The organism is Paenibacillus aurantiacus, from assembly GCF_042431225.1.
In the GTDB taxonomy this organism is placed as follows: Bacteria; Bacillota; Bacilli; order Paenibacillales; family Paenibacillaceae; genus Paenibacillus_Z; species Paenibacillus_Z aurantiacus.
The window spans coordinates 35621-50339 of the sequence record NZ_JBHMDO010000054.1 but is presented as its reverse complement, the minus strand read 5'-3'; the positions used below and the strand labels follow the sequence as shown (position 1 = coordinate 50339).

At 49.5% G+C, this 14719-nt stretch carries 15 protein-coding genes; 10 read left to right on the top strand and 5 right to left on the bottom strand.

The window, feature by feature from the left end; translation table 11 throughout:
* Positions 1 to 30: 30 nt before the first annotated feature.
* Positions 31 to 465, top strand: a complete 435-nt coding sequence (locus tag ACFFSY_RS33200; protein ID WP_377502593.1) for an SMI1/KNR4 family protein — start codon at positions 31 to 33, stop codon at positions 463 to 465.
* A 110-nt stretch (positions 466 to 575) separates the two neighbouring features.
* On the opposite strand, the gene ACFFSY_RS33195 is transcribed toward ACFFSY_RS33200, so the two are convergent.
* Positions 576 to 1496 (bottom strand): AEC family transporter, encoded by a 921-nt coding sequence (locus tag ACFFSY_RS33195; RefSeq protein WP_377502591.1) that lies wholly within the window; start codon positions 1494 to 1496, stop codon positions 576 to 578.
* A gap of 28 nt (positions 1497 to 1524) precedes the next feature.
* Positions 1525 to 2214, bottom strand: a complete 690-nt coding sequence (locus ACFFSY_RS33190) for a metal-dependent hydrolase (protein ID WP_377502589.1) — start codon at positions 2212 to 2214, stop codon at positions 1525 to 1527.
* A 113-nt stretch (positions 2215 to 2327) separates the two neighbouring features.
* On the opposite strand from ACFFSY_RS33190, the gene ACFFSY_RS33185 reads away from it, so the two are divergent.
* The 3 genes from ACFFSY_RS33185 (at position 2328) to ACFFSY_RS33175 (ending at position 4309) form a co-directional block, all read left to right on the top strand.
* Positions 2328 to 3137 carry a PaaX family transcriptional regulator C-terminal domain-containing protein gene (locus ACFFSY_RS33185; RefSeq protein WP_377502588.1) on the top strand — a complete coding sequence of 270 codons (810 nt, stop codon included), beginning with the start codon at positions 2328 to 2330 and terminating at the stop codon, positions 3135 to 3137.
* A gap of 25 nt (positions 3138 to 3162) precedes the next feature.
* The gene (locus ACFFSY_RS33180) at positions 3163 to 3591 is read left to right on the top strand and encodes a hypothetical protein (RefSeq protein WP_377502586.1); all 429 of its coding nucleotides are present in this window, start codon (positions 3163 to 3165) and stop codon (positions 3589 to 3591) included.
* A gap of 283 nt (positions 3592 to 3874) precedes the next feature.
* A complete protein-coding gene (locus tag ACFFSY_RS33175; RefSeq protein ID WP_377502584.1) occupies positions 3875 to 4309 on the top strand; it encodes a DUF5412 family protein in 435 nt (144 codons plus the stop codon).
* Between the two features lie 202 nt (positions 4310 to 4511).
* Here the strand turns inward: ACFFSY_RS33175 and ACFFSY_RS33170 are convergent, their stop codons facing one another.
* Positions 4512 to 4928 carry a DUF3992 domain-containing protein gene (locus ACFFSY_RS33170; RefSeq protein WP_377502582.1) on the bottom strand — a complete coding sequence of 139 codons (417 nt, stop codon included), beginning with the start codon at positions 4926 to 4928 and terminating at the stop codon, positions 4512 to 4514.
* 221 nt (positions 4929 to 5149) lie between these two features.
* Between ACFFSY_RS33170 and ACFFSY_RS33165 the strand changes: the two genes are divergently transcribed.
* Positions 5150 to 5572, top strand: a complete 423-nt coding sequence (locus ACFFSY_RS33165; protein ID WP_377502580.1) for an S-Ena type endospore appendage — start codon at positions 5150 to 5152, stop codon at positions 5570 to 5572.
* Here ACFFSY_RS33165 and ACFFSY_RS33160 read toward each other — a convergent pair.
* On the bottom strand, positions 5569 to 7470 hold the full coding sequence (locus ACFFSY_RS33160; RefSeq protein WP_377502578.1) for a glycosyltransferase: 1902 nt from the start codon (positions 7468 to 7470) through the stop codon (positions 5569 to 5571). The genes ACFFSY_RS33165 and ACFFSY_RS33160 overlap by 4 nt on opposite strands.
* Before the next feature lie 37 nt (positions 7471 to 7507).
* Positions 7508 to 8314: a collagen-like domain-containing protein gene (locus tag ACFFSY_RS33155; RefSeq protein ID WP_377502576.1), complete on the bottom strand. Its 807-nt coding sequence runs from the start codon at positions 8312 to 8314 to the stop codon at positions 7508 to 7510.
* A gap of 200 nt (positions 8315 to 8514) precedes the next feature.
* On the opposite strand from ACFFSY_RS33155, the gene ACFFSY_RS33150 reads away from it, so the two are divergent.
* The 5 genes from ACFFSY_RS33150 (at position 8515) to ACFFSY_RS33130 (ending at position 14674) form a co-directional block, all read left to right on the top strand.
* Positions 8515 to 8748, top strand: a complete 234-nt coding sequence (locus ACFFSY_RS33150; protein WP_377502574.1) for an XRE family transcriptional regulator — start codon at positions 8515 to 8517, stop codon at positions 8746 to 8748.
* Between the two features lie 119 nt (positions 8749 to 8867).
* Entirely contained in the window at positions 8868 to 9887 is a 1020-nt protein-coding gene (locus ACFFSY_RS33145) for a DUF3231 family protein (RefSeq protein WP_377502573.1), read from the top strand.
* A 209-nt stretch (positions 9888 to 10096) separates the two neighbouring features.
* The gene (locus tag ACFFSY_RS33140; protein ID WP_377502571.1) at positions 10097 to 11125 is read left to right on the top strand and encodes a YiiG family protein; all 1029 of its coding nucleotides are present in this window, start codon (positions 10097 to 10099) and stop codon (positions 11123 to 11125) included.
* A gap of 451 nt (positions 11126 to 11576) precedes the next feature.
* Positions 11577 to 13316: a sensor histidine kinase gene (locus ACFFSY_RS33135; protein WP_377502569.1), complete on the top strand. Its 1740-nt coding sequence runs from the start codon at positions 11577 to 11579 to the stop codon at positions 13314 to 13316.
* Positions 13313 to 14674, top strand: a complete 1362-nt coding sequence (locus ACFFSY_RS33130; protein WP_377502567.1) for a response regulator transcription factor — start codon at positions 13313 to 13315, stop codon at positions 14672 to 14674. Before ACFFSY_RS33135 ends, ACFFSY_RS33130 begins: the two co-directional genes overlap by 4 nt.
* The last annotated feature ends 45 nt before the right edge of the window (positions 14675 to 14719 follow it).

Sequence of the window (14719 nt, the reverse complement as noted above, 5' to 3'; positions counted from 1 at the left end):
GTAACAGGTGGAAGGAGATAAATTTATATCATGTGGAAAAATTACGTGAGTAACCTATCAACGGAATATCAATTTTCAGTGCCTGCGACAGAGACAGAGCTTCTAGCACTACAAGAAAAATTAAAGGTTAGCTTGCCTGAGGCGTTGTTGACTCTCTACCAAGAGACAAATGGAATCCACGGCGACTATGGCATTGCATTAATATGGTCTATTGAGAGAGCGATTAAGGAAAATCTGTATTTTCGTTCGCTTACTGAAACGCTAGATTATTTAGAGCCTCTTGATGAGTTTTTATTTTTCTCTGATGCGGGTAATGGTGATTTGTTCGGCTACAATCTAACGAACGGGAATGTTCGACCTGATGACATCTATGTTTGGAGCCATGAAAATGACCAACGAACGGTAGTCGCTGCGTCCTTAGCGGAATTTATCAAAGGATGGGCAACGGGAGAAATATCGGTTTAATCAAATTTTCCCGCGAATGCGCGCTTAGAGAAAATAAATGCTAACCGTCGGATTGACCGCTGCAGGTCAGTCCGACGGTTATTGGCATGAGCGGGTTCATGGAACGACATTCAGAATAATACCGTCGCAAGATTAACGACAACGGTCAGCGTAATGCTGCTCAGCAGCATCGACACAAGAACGGCTTGCGCGGCGAAACCCGGCTCGTTGCCATATTCGAGCGCAAGGGCGGCGCTATTGCGCGATGTCGGGATGGCGCTGGCAATAAACAAGGCTTGCGCGGTAATGCCGTCAAGGTGCAGCAGCAGGATTAACCCATAGGCACAGATTGGCGATAAGATCAGTCTCACGAAGCTGCTGAGCAGAACGGCCGAAGTATGCTGCTGCAGCTTGGAAGAAGCGATTTGGGCTCCGATCGAGACGAGCGCGAACGCGAACATGCCTGCTGCTATTTGATCGAGCGGGAGAAGAATCGGATCAGGGATTTGGATATGACAGAAGCGTAATAGCGTGCCGGCTATAATCGCGTAGAGAACCGGCATTTTGGCAAACTGGACTAGCGATCCCTTTAATCCCGAGACGGTCTTGCTTGCGTTAAGCAATCCGAACGTAAACGTAACGAAGAGCTCAAAGACGACTACGATGACTTGAATCGACATGGCCAAGGCATCTTGCTTGAACGCTAAGGCGTTAACCGGTATGCCTACGTTGCCATTGTTCGTTAAGGAGACGCTGTTGGAGAAGCTCGCGGCAAGCGGTCTGGAATAGCCCATGACCCGGCTTATCGCATAGCCGATGAGGACAATCACGATGAATTGGATCATCAGAAATCCGAATACGGACGCGATTAGTTTGGTCGACAACTCCGCTTCGTATATTTTGACGAAAGCTAAAGCCGGTACATAGTAATTGATAATGAGCTTTGAGAAACTATTCAAATCGAACTTGAAACGCCGATGAAGAATGGCTCCAATTCCAATGGGGATCAGGATCGGCAGCATAATGTGATAGAACGTATTCAGGATGGACATGGTTACCACTCCGCTTCGGGATATTCGCTCAGTTGACCTCGATCATCTCGCCAGGAACCATGACACGACCTGAAATTCCTTTGCGGGACAGACTTTCAATAAAGCTTCCTCCATTCTGCCGGATAAGAGGGAACGTTCCGTAATGAATGGGAACGACATGTCGAGCCTGAATCCACTCCGCCGCCACCAGCGCATCGGAAGGTCCCATTGTAAATCGGCCGCCAATGGGAAGGAATGCGATATCGATATCGAAACGCTGCCCGATCCATTTCATATCACCGAACAATCCCGAATCCCCGGCGTGATAGATCGTCTTGCCTTCCATCTCGACCACGTAGCCTACAGGGACGCCCGCATATAGCCGTTGTCCGTCAACAGTCCGTACGGATGAGGTATGAATGGCCTGCGTAAGATGGACACGGCCGAAATCGAACGACCATTCGCCGCCCACATGCATCGGTTCTGTTTTTGCCCCTTGGGAAGCCAGGTATTCCGCTAGTTCTTCTACAGCGATGATCGGAGCATCATTACGTTTTGCAATGGATACGGCGTCGGTGATATGATCGTCATGACCATGCGTGAGCAAAATATAATGGGCGAGAATGTCATCCGCTTTGGCGACTGCCGAGGGATTGGCGTCCATGTAAGGGTCAATGAGAATCGAATGCGTCCGGCTAGTTAATTGGATGCAAGAATGTCCATGGAATACGATTTGCATAGGTCTCCTCCTCTTATTATAATAAAATAATCCGCGTTCGTTGTTAATGATATTATAAATATTCCGATGGAATGTCAATACATTCATGTTAATTTCTCGGGGAGGTCCATGCCTTGTTATCGCTGGAAAAACAAATTCTGTTCCTGATCTCCTCGACGGAAGGCGTCGAAGTCAAACGGCTTGTCGAGATTTATGAAGCGCGGGGCGTCGACCACCAAATCGTTCGGAATGCGCTGCTTCGCTTGAAAAAGGAAGGATACCTGTCTTCGAAAGAACGCTCGAAATACGAAATAACGATCCAGGGTCTGGACTTCATCACGACAATCAATCAAAAACCGCAGCTGCTGGGAAAGCCTTGGGACGGCCAATGGTTAACGGTAATGTTCGAGGTGCCGGAATCAGAACGTAAAAAGCGGGACGCTTTGCGCAGCGACCTGCTGCAGCTGGGATTCGGCGCGTTGTACAAAAGCGTCTATATTACCCCATGGGATTATGTTGAAGAAGTGCTTCGCTTCGCCAAACAATATGACGTAGAGGATCGCTTGACCTTACTGAAAGGATCTTTCGTCGCACAAGAGCAACCGCTGACGCTAGTGAAGCGACTTTGGCCTTTGGAGGAGTTGAATGAAGTTTATCGGGCGAAAATCCAATGGTTTCATTCCGAGTTCGTTCCGGACATTGAACCCTTGCTGCGAGAACCTTCCGACGGCCTCGCCTTGTTCGTCCGCTTCCTGGAATTGGGCGAATTGTTAGCGGATCTGAGCCTCAACGATCCGATGTTACCGGAGGAGCTGCTGGAACCGAATTGGCTGGGAAGAGCCTGCTTCCAAGACATGCAGCAATGTCTGCGACAGCTGGCGGATGCCATTCCGATGCAATCCCCGTATAGAATGTTCGTTGCCCGGTTCCTGACAGAATCGTAACTTGGAATTTAGGGAGGGACAATTATTGGAGCTTGATATCCAACTGATTCTGAGAACTTATCTTTCTAATATGCTTGTGAGAAACTGTTCTATTTTCGGTCAATCGATAGTCATTGAACTTCAGAGCAATCTTCACAGTTTCCAAGTCTGTCTAGAATCTAGATGGCATGTTGTACGAGAGGATGGAACGGATTTCAATTCTGAACAGTTACAATGGACTGGCGAAGGGCGTTTGCAACTACAGGGGGAACTTGTAAGTTCTTTTGATGGAGAGATTCTTCGACATATACAGATTGAATCGGATTTTAACGATATGGCATTGATATTCAACAAGCTTATTCTGAAAACAGAGGTTGATAATTCTTCAGTCTCTCCAGCTTGGTTTATTATCGACCAAAGATTGAATAGGAAATTTAGTGCCAATTCGAGTGCTATTTCACTAACTCAATGCTAGGCTTTGATGGTTAAGCTAAAGGGCAACACTGATTGGAGTCATCAAGGAGCAGATTGCCTGGCGGGCAGCTGCTCCTTTTACTCGTTGAGGTAACAGGCGGATCGTTGTAGCAAAGTGTGGGAATGGAAGGGAATTGTATGATCGTGTTGAAGCTATGGAGGAGGCTGGAACGGATACCCGGTAGGGGCACTTGCGGGGGGCAGCCATCAAGCAAACTTTGGGAACAGGGAGTGGAGGTTAGTGAAAATTATTGAAACAGTAAGGCTTCGTATAAGGGAAATTGATGATTGCAACGTTGTCAGGGGTTGTAATGGCATCTTCAATCTATTTTTATGAAACCCGCTTTTTTACATTTAGTGATATTGATAGAGAATCCGCCCAAAAGGGACCTGGACCTGTCACATCCCCCACTGGAGCATATACGGCTAATGCTTACTATGAACCTTATGGTGGTGCAGCAGGGGGTGTTAATGTATGGGGTGAAATAACAAAGGAGAAGAATAACTTGCAAACGGTTTATTATAGTGATGCAAAAAGTGATTTTGCTATGGAGTGGGTGGATGAGAACACGCTGTACATTCAAAATGACGATCCTAATTATCCAAATTCGAATAGAAGTATCAAATTAGAAATTGGTAAAGCGATTTATCACGAGAGTGGTCTGGCTTGTAAAAGTTTGCTAATGAAAGGCGAATACGAGACTTGCTACCACAACTAAAGAATCAGAGGCGGTGATCGTATGGCAAGTCCATCATTACACGATCGGGGAGACGTTAGCTCAGCGGAATTACAAAGAAACGGCTGCCGCGAAGGCTGCCGTTTTGTCTCAACTAACGGGGGAGAATAGTCCAAATAGGTGGATGAACTATATCCTGTTTTAGGAGGTGGGAATTGATCGCTCCGGACCAGGGGTTGGGCCGTTATGCACTAAGAGGGTATCGCGGCGTAATGCAAAACTCACCTGTTATATTCGGCGTAACGGCGGCACCTGCTGCCACCACGAGTTGAATCGTGTCGAATCCGGTTTTGGTGAAAGCAAAGGCAGTACCCGGCGTAATCGTATCCGTTTCAATGACCGTTCCTGTTGGCCCGCCTACAAGAAAGTTAACCGTTATGGCTCTCCCTGCAGGAGCAGCACCGACCGTGATCGTTCCGGTTGCATATACGCTTGCAGGATTTACGTTTAGGCGGTACAGATCTTGTGTGATCGCTCCAGCTATTGGCGTGATGTTGATTGGATAACAGACTTGATCCTGAACAAACGTCACCTGATTGCAACACGAAAAATTACTCTCGGCAACCATCGGACTACGCGATGAACTACCTCGACACCCCATAGTAGAATTCCTCCTTTCGATTCTTTACATGGTACTTTGATGCGTCCACTTCTGACTGAGCGATTTCATCAGGCTATCTGTCCAAATTATCGTGTTTCATTAGGCGCAATCATTATATATACCGGACTTTGTGTGTTTACCCAGTACATTTCTTGCCGTATAACGATATGAAAGTATATAACGTCTGCCCTGCCTTAGGTTAATCCAGAGAGGTGAGTAGTATGGGGAAATCGATTCGGGTCAATAAACAAACGACAATCGTGAGCGTGAATACGAGAACATCCTGTCCGCCGAAGAAAAGAAATCGAGGCAAAAGACAAACGAATGATTATATTGAGGAAGCATGCGGCGTCATTTTTCAAAAATCCGATGCTCCGCCGCAAGTGTACTTTAGAGCGGTAGGCGTACTGCCGTCAGCCTCGCTTCTACTCCAGAACGATAGCAACTGCGAGATGGAAGCCATCATACAGATGCGAACGAAAGAAATTACGCAAACCATAAGGCAATCCCAGCAAGTGTCGATTGTGCTTCCTTCCTTAACTAGACTTACGATTCGATGGGCCGGGGGAGAATCCCAAGTGTGCAGAGGACGTTACAACATCGTGCTTCGGCATAGACAAATCCGCAGAAAATCTCATGCCTAGTTTCGACTAACCCATTCCGATACGCCCTGCAAATCCGATTCCCGATAAATATGATAAGCCGGATAATGCGTATCCACAAAGAGCGGGAATCCAAGCGCAGCCGCGCGTACGCAAAAGTGGCGATCTTCTCCCCAGAAGGAAAGGTTTTTGATAGGCTTGAAATCAACGCCTGAAGTTAACGCGCGGCGGCTTATGAGCGTACAAGCCCCTAATCCCCCCACCTCGTATACGCCGGGAATGGTTAGGCGCGATAAAAATTGTTCTTGTCTGGCGGCAATTTCCGAATCGCTCAACGTCTCTCCCCGATGCTGTTCCCACTGCATATACTCGTCGCGAAGCCAAACCTGGGGTAACGGCTCTGATTCAGGCCTCCATCGTGTCCAGAAGATTTCCGATATAATATCCTTGCCCGCGGCTACTAACTGCTCTACTGTTTTGGTATGCAAGACCAAATCGGAATCAACTACGAACAGAAAATCGAACTCCTGATCGACAGCCTGCTTGATGATCCGATTCTTCAATTCAGCCACATTCCAAATCAGCTGCTCATTCCAACAATGCGTGTCTTCATCGCGAATGTATTCATGCTGCCGAACGGTCCGATGGATCGTAACACGAGGAACCTCACACGCAAAATCGCGCAGCATCGCGCTCGACTGCGTGTCTTGATTATCGTCAATGAAATAATAGCTGAATTCGATTGAAGCATCGCTTAATCTTCGCAATGAAGACAGAAATTCACGCAAAATAGCCGGTTTCTGATGAACCGGGCTCCCGATCAACACGCGAACAGCATCGCCGGTGCCATGGCCCTGTTCCCCCTTAGAACTTTCGATCATAGTCTCAAGATACTGCTTATTATGAACAATTCGAGAATCAGTCGGATGATAGCTTCGAGCGATTTCGTTATGATGATAGGCCGAGTCCAAGTCCCCCATCCGGTCGTAGCAGACGCACAACTGGAGATGCGGAAGCCAGGTGGAACAAGCTCGATTATGAAACCCGAGATGGTCTTTGGGCCGTTCCAGGGTAGTCGCCAGTTTGTACCAGAATATGGACGTTTGGATCTCATTGCTTTGCAAAAAGTGATACCCCAAACGGCAGCAAAATTCGGCCCTGGGACGATCATACTGAAAAGAACGCAAGATGGAGGCATATTCTTGCTCCCGATCCCCTAGCTCATGGAAACAATCCGCCAGTCTCCCGCACGCCGAAATATTGTCCTCCATCCATCCTTGCCTTGAGTCAAGAAACTGCCGATAGTACCGAATCGCTTCTTTAAACCGCCTATGATCGACCAGCTCATTCGCATAGTAATATAAATCTCTCGGCGAAAATGATTCTCCCGCTGAAAGCCGTTTTTCATAAATGGTTATGTTTCTATCGCTGTCGTGGCGAATGCTGCAATGCGTAACCTCAATGTCACTGTGCAAGATGTTCCCCCATACTTCCAAATACTCATGAACCGCCCCGATCCATCGAAAATGATTTTGTCGTTTGACGAGCCGATTCCGTCTTACGCTCGAAGTCGCATTCCCGTATTCATCAAAGGCTAGTAGATAGTCCATGGTGACAGAATCAATCGTGGGATCGAGCGTTTCCTTCAAGCGAATCAGTTTGTTGCACGCCTCCTCTTGCATCAGATCATCTGCGTCCAGCCAAAGGATATAGTCTTTCGTTGCCAGATCAAACGCATAGTTACGGGCTGCGGCGAAGTCGTCAATCCACTTGAAATCGTAAATTTGATCCGTGAAACGGCCCGCAATGTCTCTCGTCTGATCCGTTGATCCCGTATCCACGATGATAATTTCGTCCACAGCTGAGACTACCGACGACAAGCAGCGTTCGAGTGTATCTTCCTCATCCCTGACAATCATACATAGACTTACCGTGATCATGATAAGCACCCTTTCCCAAAGGAGAACGTTGAGTCCTTTACGGCTGTATCAATGCCCCTGTAAAGGTTATACCTCCAATAGCATTCCCGGACCCTGTAAGGGCTTGTATATTCAAGGTGTACGTCACATTGCCTGTCCCTGGCGTCAGATCAACATGATTGGCCGAAATAATATCAAAGTTGCCATTTGCGGACGCGTGCTTATTAATGCTGAATATAACGGTTGCGCCTCGAACAATTTGAAGCTGAACGGAGGTTGTGCCTGCCGTAGACTGCCATCCAACTATTCCGGTCAGCCAAATACGGCTTCCAGCCGGAACGCTTGTCATCGTAATGGTTTTAAGAACAGTGGTAGCGGCGACGATAGGAATCGCAGAGCTGCCGGAAGTATTCGGCGAATTTTCTGAATCCTGAAACTGCTGAAAAATACCATTGGCCCCGGTCGCGCCAGTCGGCCCCGTAGCTCCGGTCACGCCGGTCGGCCCTGTAGCACCGGTCACGCCAGTTGGCCCTGTAGCTCCGGTCACGCCAGTTGGCCCTGTAGCTCCGGTCACGCCAGTCGGCCCTGTAGCTCCGGTCACGCCGGTCGGCCCTGTAGCTCCGGTCGCGCCAGTCGGCCCCGTAGCTCCGGTCACGCCGGTCGGCCCTGTAGCTCCGGTCACGCCAGTTGGCCCTGTAGCTCCGGTCACGCCAGTCGGCCCTGTAGCTCCGGTCACGCCAGTCGGCCCCGTAGCTCCGGTCACGCCAGTCGGCCCTGTAGCTCCGGTCGCGCCGGTCGGCCCTGTTGTTCCATGACCGTTACAGCATGAAAAATGCGAGTCGCTGACATATATTCTCCGTGTCATAAAAGATCACCACCCCTAAGTGGTTTATTTCATATTAGATGCCAAAAATAGTAGATTGGGACACGTACAAGTACCAAGGAATTCGCATATTTTTTAGCGGTTGATAGCCTCCTCTAAACTGTCTAATTTCTTTTTGGGTATATTCGTACCAGCATCGGACAACGCTTAAGATAGAATCTTATGTGGGAGGTCATCGCTTCTTGAAATTTGAACTAGGACGTTGCTTACTGAATGAACGATTGATGGAATCCGGAAAGTCGGCGGAATGGCTGGCAAAAGACTTGCTGTTTAAACCGGAACGAGTATACGACTTTATTGAAAATAAAAGGGTAATGCCACTCAAGATTGCCATATCGATCGCAGATTCCATCGGTTGCGATGTTCGTGACTTGTATGAATTAATTTCGAATGATATTGAAGTAAAGAGGGATTAAATGGAATAGAACGAATGACATCGTGCAAATTCGCCGGGCAGGACTATGACGTTTGCATAACAATAACCATCTATTGACAAAATAACTTCATTGCTAAACTGCCGGGAGGAATATGGATCATGTTGTTTTTCAACGGACATCACCGAGAACATCAATCCTTAACATCTGCTGAAGTATCCGCACTCTGGTTCCAATACATGGGCGATACGATGTCCATATGCGTCTACAACTATTTCGTCAAGATTGCGGAAGACAATGAGATCAAGCCGATTTTGAACACGTTACTGCAGCTGGCGGAAGGCCACGTTAAGAAAATAAAAGGGTTTCTGGACGAAGCTAACTTTCTCGTGCCGGACGGTTTTAGCGAAGGCGACGTGAATCTCCAAGCGCCGCGTCTATTTTCCGACCGTTTTCTACTCTTTTACTCCTATATTATGACCTTACACGGAATCAGCGCTTATAGCTTAGCTTTATCCAGCTGCGAACGGCCGGATATTCAGGATTATTTTTTCGATTGCATTGTATCGACCAAGGAAATCTATCAGCGAATATCCCTTCTAGGCCGATCCTGGCCCAAGTTCTCAAGCATCCCCAATGTCCCATCTCCTCATACGAATGAGTATCTGCATGCAACCGGAATTCTAACCAACTTGTTTGGAGATAAAAGACCGTTAAATGCGTCTGAGATCACGAACCTATTCTTCAACTCCAAGAAAACCGCATTCGTCCGGACGCTGAGCATCGCGTTTAGCCAAGTTGCCCAGGAGGAGGAGGTGCGCGAATTTTTGCGAAAAAACGGAAAGCTAGCCGGGCAGGATGCCGACAGCTTTGACGCCTTTTTAAGAGACGACCATCTATCCATCCCCCAGCGGTGGGATGACGAGATCACGGACTCCATCATCAGTCCTTTTTCGGATAGGCTGATCATGTTTCATGCTTCGTTTCTCGTGAACGCCGCATTGACCTACTATGGCGCAGCAATCGGCACGACCCTGCGATCTGATGTAGCCTTGAATTATAAAAGCGTCAGTAACCATGCCATGGAAGCCGGCGGTATGTGCTTTAACATTATGGTTAAAAAGGGATGGCTGGAGAAGCAGCCGGAATCCATCGACAGAGATGCTTTGGCAGGCAAATGATTTTACTTGATCAAAAAGAGCCAGCAAGCTCCTCGAATGAGAGGCTTGCTGGCTTTTTGACGAGTGGAACGAAGAATCGTCATCAGACAAACCAGATTGGCAAAGAAAGAAAGAAAGAAAGGAGGAAATGACATTTGAAGGAATGATTGACGCAATTGCTACTCAAGACTCAAGATCTATTCACCGAATCATTCTAGAATTCAATAGATATGTTTCACAAATTCGCAGTCGGAGGAATCACGTTTGTGCGAAAGCTATCATTCTTTATGGTCATTATCATGTTAGGTGCCATGTTGTCCGCTTGTTCGTCCACTTCATCCACCTTGGATCAAGCGGTTGCAGGCGTTACGTCCGGCGAGAGCAAAAAAATCGAGAAATACAACGCGTATGTGGGGCTCAATAACTTGATGACGGGCCGAATCAATGAGGTACTGGTTCATTATTTCGAGAAATTCGGAGCTGATCAGCAGCCTGTGATCGAGAAGAACCTCAGCTTCATCATGATCGGCGTTGCTGAAACGGAGCGGGAAGTTATCGACAAAGCGAACGGCTATACCGCAAGCCAACCTGCTTTTGCGAACGCGGATCCTGTCGTGATCAAGCTGACGCCGGTCATCAAAGATCTGTTGTCCGTCTTGGACGAGATGAAAGCCTACTATGATAGCAGGGGCTACGTGGATGATGATTTCGCGAAAGGAAAACAGCTGCATGCCAAGCTAGTAAGCGCCAATATCGCTTACGAGACTGTCGCCAAGCAATACTTCACCGCTTTGCAAAATTTGGGGAACGAGCAGCGTCAGGCCGAGTTGCAAAAACGTAAGGATGCGGACCAGCAGATCATGTATAGCGCGCTGAAGTTCATGATCGATGCTGAAGCTGTGTCCATTGAAATGGAAGAGCAGGGAATCAACGCCGGCAATGTGCTGCAGCTCGATATGACGAAGTTTAAAGCCAAATACGACATGATGACAGAAGATTTGAATGCGCTCACGACCATCGCAAAAGACAAGAAACGAATACAAATCGAAGGGGTTAACAGTTTCAGCATCGAGAACTATGTTCATTCAGCCACGGAGTTAAAAGCGGCCGCTTCGAAAATCATTGAACGCATCAATAAGAAGCAACCTGTATCTGAAACCGACCTGAACGGCCAGTTCCTGAGCACAACGGACGGTACACCCGAGAATTTCTATTATCTGCTAGGCAAGGCAGTCGAAAGATATAATGAAATCAATTAAGAAAGCCCACGCCAACCACAGGCTGCGAATTCCTTACCCGTACGATTAACTGACAACATGGTAGGGCAAGGGGGAAAGTTTTTATCCAGAAAGGTAGAAGATTCTTGGCCGCGCGCGGACCAGGCGTTAATTACGTCGATTGTTCCTCCTAATGGAGAAGTATTGTCTATCCCGCTTGCCTCAGCTCTCATGCTATATTGATCCAAGGCTGACTGTAAGCGCTTTATATCCTGGGTTACTACGGAAGCGCGGGTGGACCTGAAACCCCAAGCGGCCCTTACCCGAGGCGAAGCTGGCGTCATGCTGTATCGCGTCGTCAAGATCGCGCGCTAACCGAGCTGCTAGGCCTCCCCATGCCGCTAGAATAGGCAGGGGGAGGCTATTTACGTCTGGCGCAATATAGTGATAGACCCGCAGACCGTGTTAATATGGTTGAACGGGAGGGGGAACGATGATCAGACATACGCTGCGCAGCGGTTTCAAGCAGGTGACCTTCAAGAATCGAATCATCACGATTTTCATCGTGAGCAGCTTGATCCCGTTTATTTGTCTAGGGATGGTGTCGTTCTATACGATCGATTCCATTATTACCAATAAGGTGGAGAGCTCGATCAAGAGCGAATTGGAACAGGATTTGCTCGCGATGGAGAATACGCTGAACAATTTGAACCATGTTTCGCAGCAGATTGCTTTCGACGGCGGGACGAATAAGCTGATCGAACGGCTTCAGGGCGTGACGGAGCCTTACGAGAAGTTACAGCTTCGCAACGAGATCAAGAGCGAGCTGAACGTGATCGTCTTCTCCAATCCGAATGTCGGGCTGACCATGTACTACGCTCCGGATACGCGTACCTATGACTTCGAGAATTTCTTCGTCCGCGATAACCGCTTCGAGCCCAGTGAGCTTCCCGTCATGGCTCGATATCCGGAGATTACCTATTTCGGGCCGCACTTGAGCATCAATCGGTCCATCAACCAGCCGGTCATTAGCACGATGCGCCGGGTCAATCTGCCGGAGCAGAACCTTTATCTTTATATCGAGACGGGATTCAATGTGCTCAAGAATATCCTCGAGCCGGCGCATGAGCAGATTTCCAAGCGCCGCCTGCTCATTTTGGACAACGACGACCGCGTCGCCTACAGCCAGGTTGGCGACCGCTTTCCGCAGGATCGGCCGTTCCCTAGGGGAAGTCAGGAGACGGTATCGGGCACCTACGGGAGCGACGCCTGGTATATCGTAACGAGCAATCAAGGATGGAGCCTGGTGTCCGTACTTCCGACGGACGAGCTCAACCGCGAGAAGAATCAATGGCTGCTTCAGATCACCGGCTTCTTCCTGTTCTTCTTGCTGGCGGCGGCGTTGACCGCATGGATCCTATGGAAGATGGTCTACCGCCCGCTCGACCGATTCAACAAAGAGATCAAATCGCTGCTTCATTCGAACGTCAAGGCGTCCACCGACGCGATTCACATTCCGGAATTCGACTATCTGTTGTACCAGATCCGCAATATGAAGACGAAGATTTGGGATTTGTACGGGGAGATCGAGCAGAAGGAGAAGCGCAGAGCGGATCTGGAGGTCGAGAAGCTGCTATACCAGATCAATCCGCATTTTCTGATGAATACGCTGGATACCGTCCATTGGCTCGCGACGATGAACGGCCAGAAGGAAATCGACAAGCTGGTGCTCTCCCTCAACCGGCTGCTCAATTACAATTTAGGCAAAATGGGCGAGGCGACGACGATCGGCGCGGAGATCGAGGCGTTGAAGGAATATTTGACGCTGCAGCAGATCCGGTACGACTTCAGGTTCGATGTCGATATCGACGTGGAAGAGGAGGCGATGTCGTTCACCATTCCGCGCTTTATTCTGCAGCCGCTCGTGGAGAATTCGCTCTATCACGGGGTGAGCGACGACGGATATATCCATGTGAACATCCAACTCGCCGGCGAGCTCAAGATTACGATACAAGATAACGGCGCCGGCATGTCCCAGGAGAGAATCGACCAGCTGCTGCTGGGCGAAGCGGAAGCAAGCAAGCGAATGGGGATGGGCATCGGCATGCGGTACGTCAAGCGGGTGCTCGAAGCCAACTATGGGGAGCAGGCCCGTTTTGCCCTGAAGAGCGAGGTTGGCAAAGGGACGACCGTCTCGCTGATCATTCCGGTTAATGGAGCTGAAGAGCGATGATTCGAGTATTGATCGTGGACGATGAGAAGATCGTCCGCAAGGGCATTGCGACCTTTATGCCGTGGGAGGATTACGGCATGGTCGTGGTCGGGGAAGCGAATAACGGAGAGAACGCGCTACAGTTCATGGCAAGCAACAAGGTGGACTTGATGCTCACCGATCTCTCCATGCCGGTCATGTCCGGCATCGAATTAATGCGGGAGACGAGAAGGCTGTATCCGCATGTTCAAGTCGCGGTGCTGACCTTGCATCAAAGCTTCGAATACGTGCAGGAGGCGCTGCGGCTCGGAGCGATCGACTATATTTCGAAGACGCAGCTGGAGCAGGAGCAGCTGGAGGACGTGCTCGGGCGCATTGCGGCGTTGATGCGCCGGAAGGGAGCCGATCAGGCGCCGGCGGCGCCGGATAAGGGAGATTTGACCGCGGCGGACGAATTGTACGTGCTGTACAAGCTGAGCGATCAGGGAGAGGACGCGAAGCTAGGCGAGGCTTGGGAGGCAGGCGCCGTGGAGGCGGACGCCGGCGTCTGGTATTGGACCAGCCGGCCCTCATCCGTTACAGCCGGAGCGGATGCCGCGTTTGTTTGCTTTCGCAATCTGGCCGCGCTCGACCGCAAAACGGTGATGCATCTGCTTCGGGTATACCGCAATCATGACTTGTTCTACGATTACGAGCCATCCCGCTCCAGCATCGTCGTCGCCGACAGCGGGGCCATCCTGGAGCGGCATAAAGAAGAAGCAAGCTTCCCGATCGGCGACGTCAAACAAAGCTGGCTGGCCTCGGATTGGGTCTTCGACGATGCGTTGTTCGATCGGCGAATGCACGAGCTGAAAGCGTTGAGGCTTCCGCCGATCCGGCTGACGAGAATGTTCTATACGCTGACCGACGAATGGAACAAGCTGTATCAGCACATCATTACGGCGCCGATCGAAATCGAAGATACGTTCTCCAGCTGGGTTCGATTCGAGGCTTGGTTAAGAGGCGCAAGGGAGCTGATCTACCAGTCGAATATGAAGCCCCACTATTCGGCGGAAATCCAGACCAGCATGACGAAGGCGATGAATTTGGTGCAGCAAATGATGGATCAGCCGGTGAGCGCGGCCGAGATGGCGCAGATGGTTAATATGAGCGGCAGCTATTTCAGCCAGTGCTTCAAGCAGATTACCGGGCAGACCTACACGGATTATTTGCGGGATATGCGCATCGAACGCGCCAAGGAATTTCTAAGAAACACGACCAAGACGATTCAATGGATCGCGGAGCAGATCGGGTACAATGACGAGAAATATTTCAGCCGCCTGTTCCGGGATCATGTCGGCATGCTGCCCAGCGAATACCGCAAACATAACCGGCCCTGAAGCGGGCAGGGTAGAAATTCGTCCGAAACAAGGTAGAACTTCTTC

Excerpts from the sequence above, each read along its gene's own strand:
- ACFFSY_RS33200 (WP_377502593.1), top strand. The coding sequence starts at position 31 with ATGTGGAAAAATTACGTGAGTAACCTATCAACGGAATATCAATTTTCA.
- ACFFSY_RS33195 (WP_377502591.1), bottom strand. The coding sequence starts at position 1,496 with ATGTCCATCCTGAATACGTTCTATCACATTATGCTGCCGATCCTGATC.
- ACFFSY_RS33190 (WP_377502589.1), bottom strand. The coding sequence starts at position 2,214 with ATGCAAATCGTATTCCATGGACATTCTTGCATCCAATTAACTAGCCGG.
- ACFFSY_RS33175 (WP_377502584.1), top strand. The coding sequence starts at position 3,875 with ATGATTGCAACGTTGTCAGGGGTTGTAATGGCATCTTCAATCTATTTT.
- ACFFSY_RS33170 (WP_377502582.1), bottom strand. The coding sequence starts at position 4,928 with ATGGGGTGTCGAGGTAGTTCATCGCGTAGTCCGATGGTTGCCGAGAGT.
- ACFFSY_RS33165 (WP_377502580.1), top strand. The coding sequence starts at position 5,150 with ATGGGGAAATCGATTCGGGTCAATAAACAAACGACAATCGTGAGCGTG.
- ACFFSY_RS33160 (WP_377502578.1), bottom strand. The coding sequence starts at position 7,470 with ATGATCACGGTAAGTCTATGTATGATTGTCAGGGATGAGGAAGATACA.
- ACFFSY_RS33155 (WP_377502576.1), bottom strand. The coding sequence starts at position 8,314 with ATGACACGGAGAATATATGTCAGCGACTCGCATTTTTCATGCTGTAAC.
- ACFFSY_RS33145 (WP_377502573.1), top strand. The coding sequence starts at position 8,868 with ATGTTGTTTTTCAACGGACATCACCGAGAACATCAATCCTTAACATCT.
- ACFFSY_RS33140 (WP_377502571.1), top strand. The coding sequence starts at position 10,097 with ATGTTTCACAAATTCGCAGTCGGAGGAATCACGTTTGTGCGAAAGCTA.
- ACFFSY_RS33135 (WP_377502569.1), top strand. The coding sequence starts at position 11,577 with ATGATCAGACATACGCTGCGCAGCGGTTTCAAGCAGGTGACCTTCAAG.
- ACFFSY_RS33130 (WP_377502567.1), top strand. The coding sequence starts at position 13,313 with ATGATTCGAGTATTGATCGTGGACGATGAGAAGATCGTCCGCAAGGGC.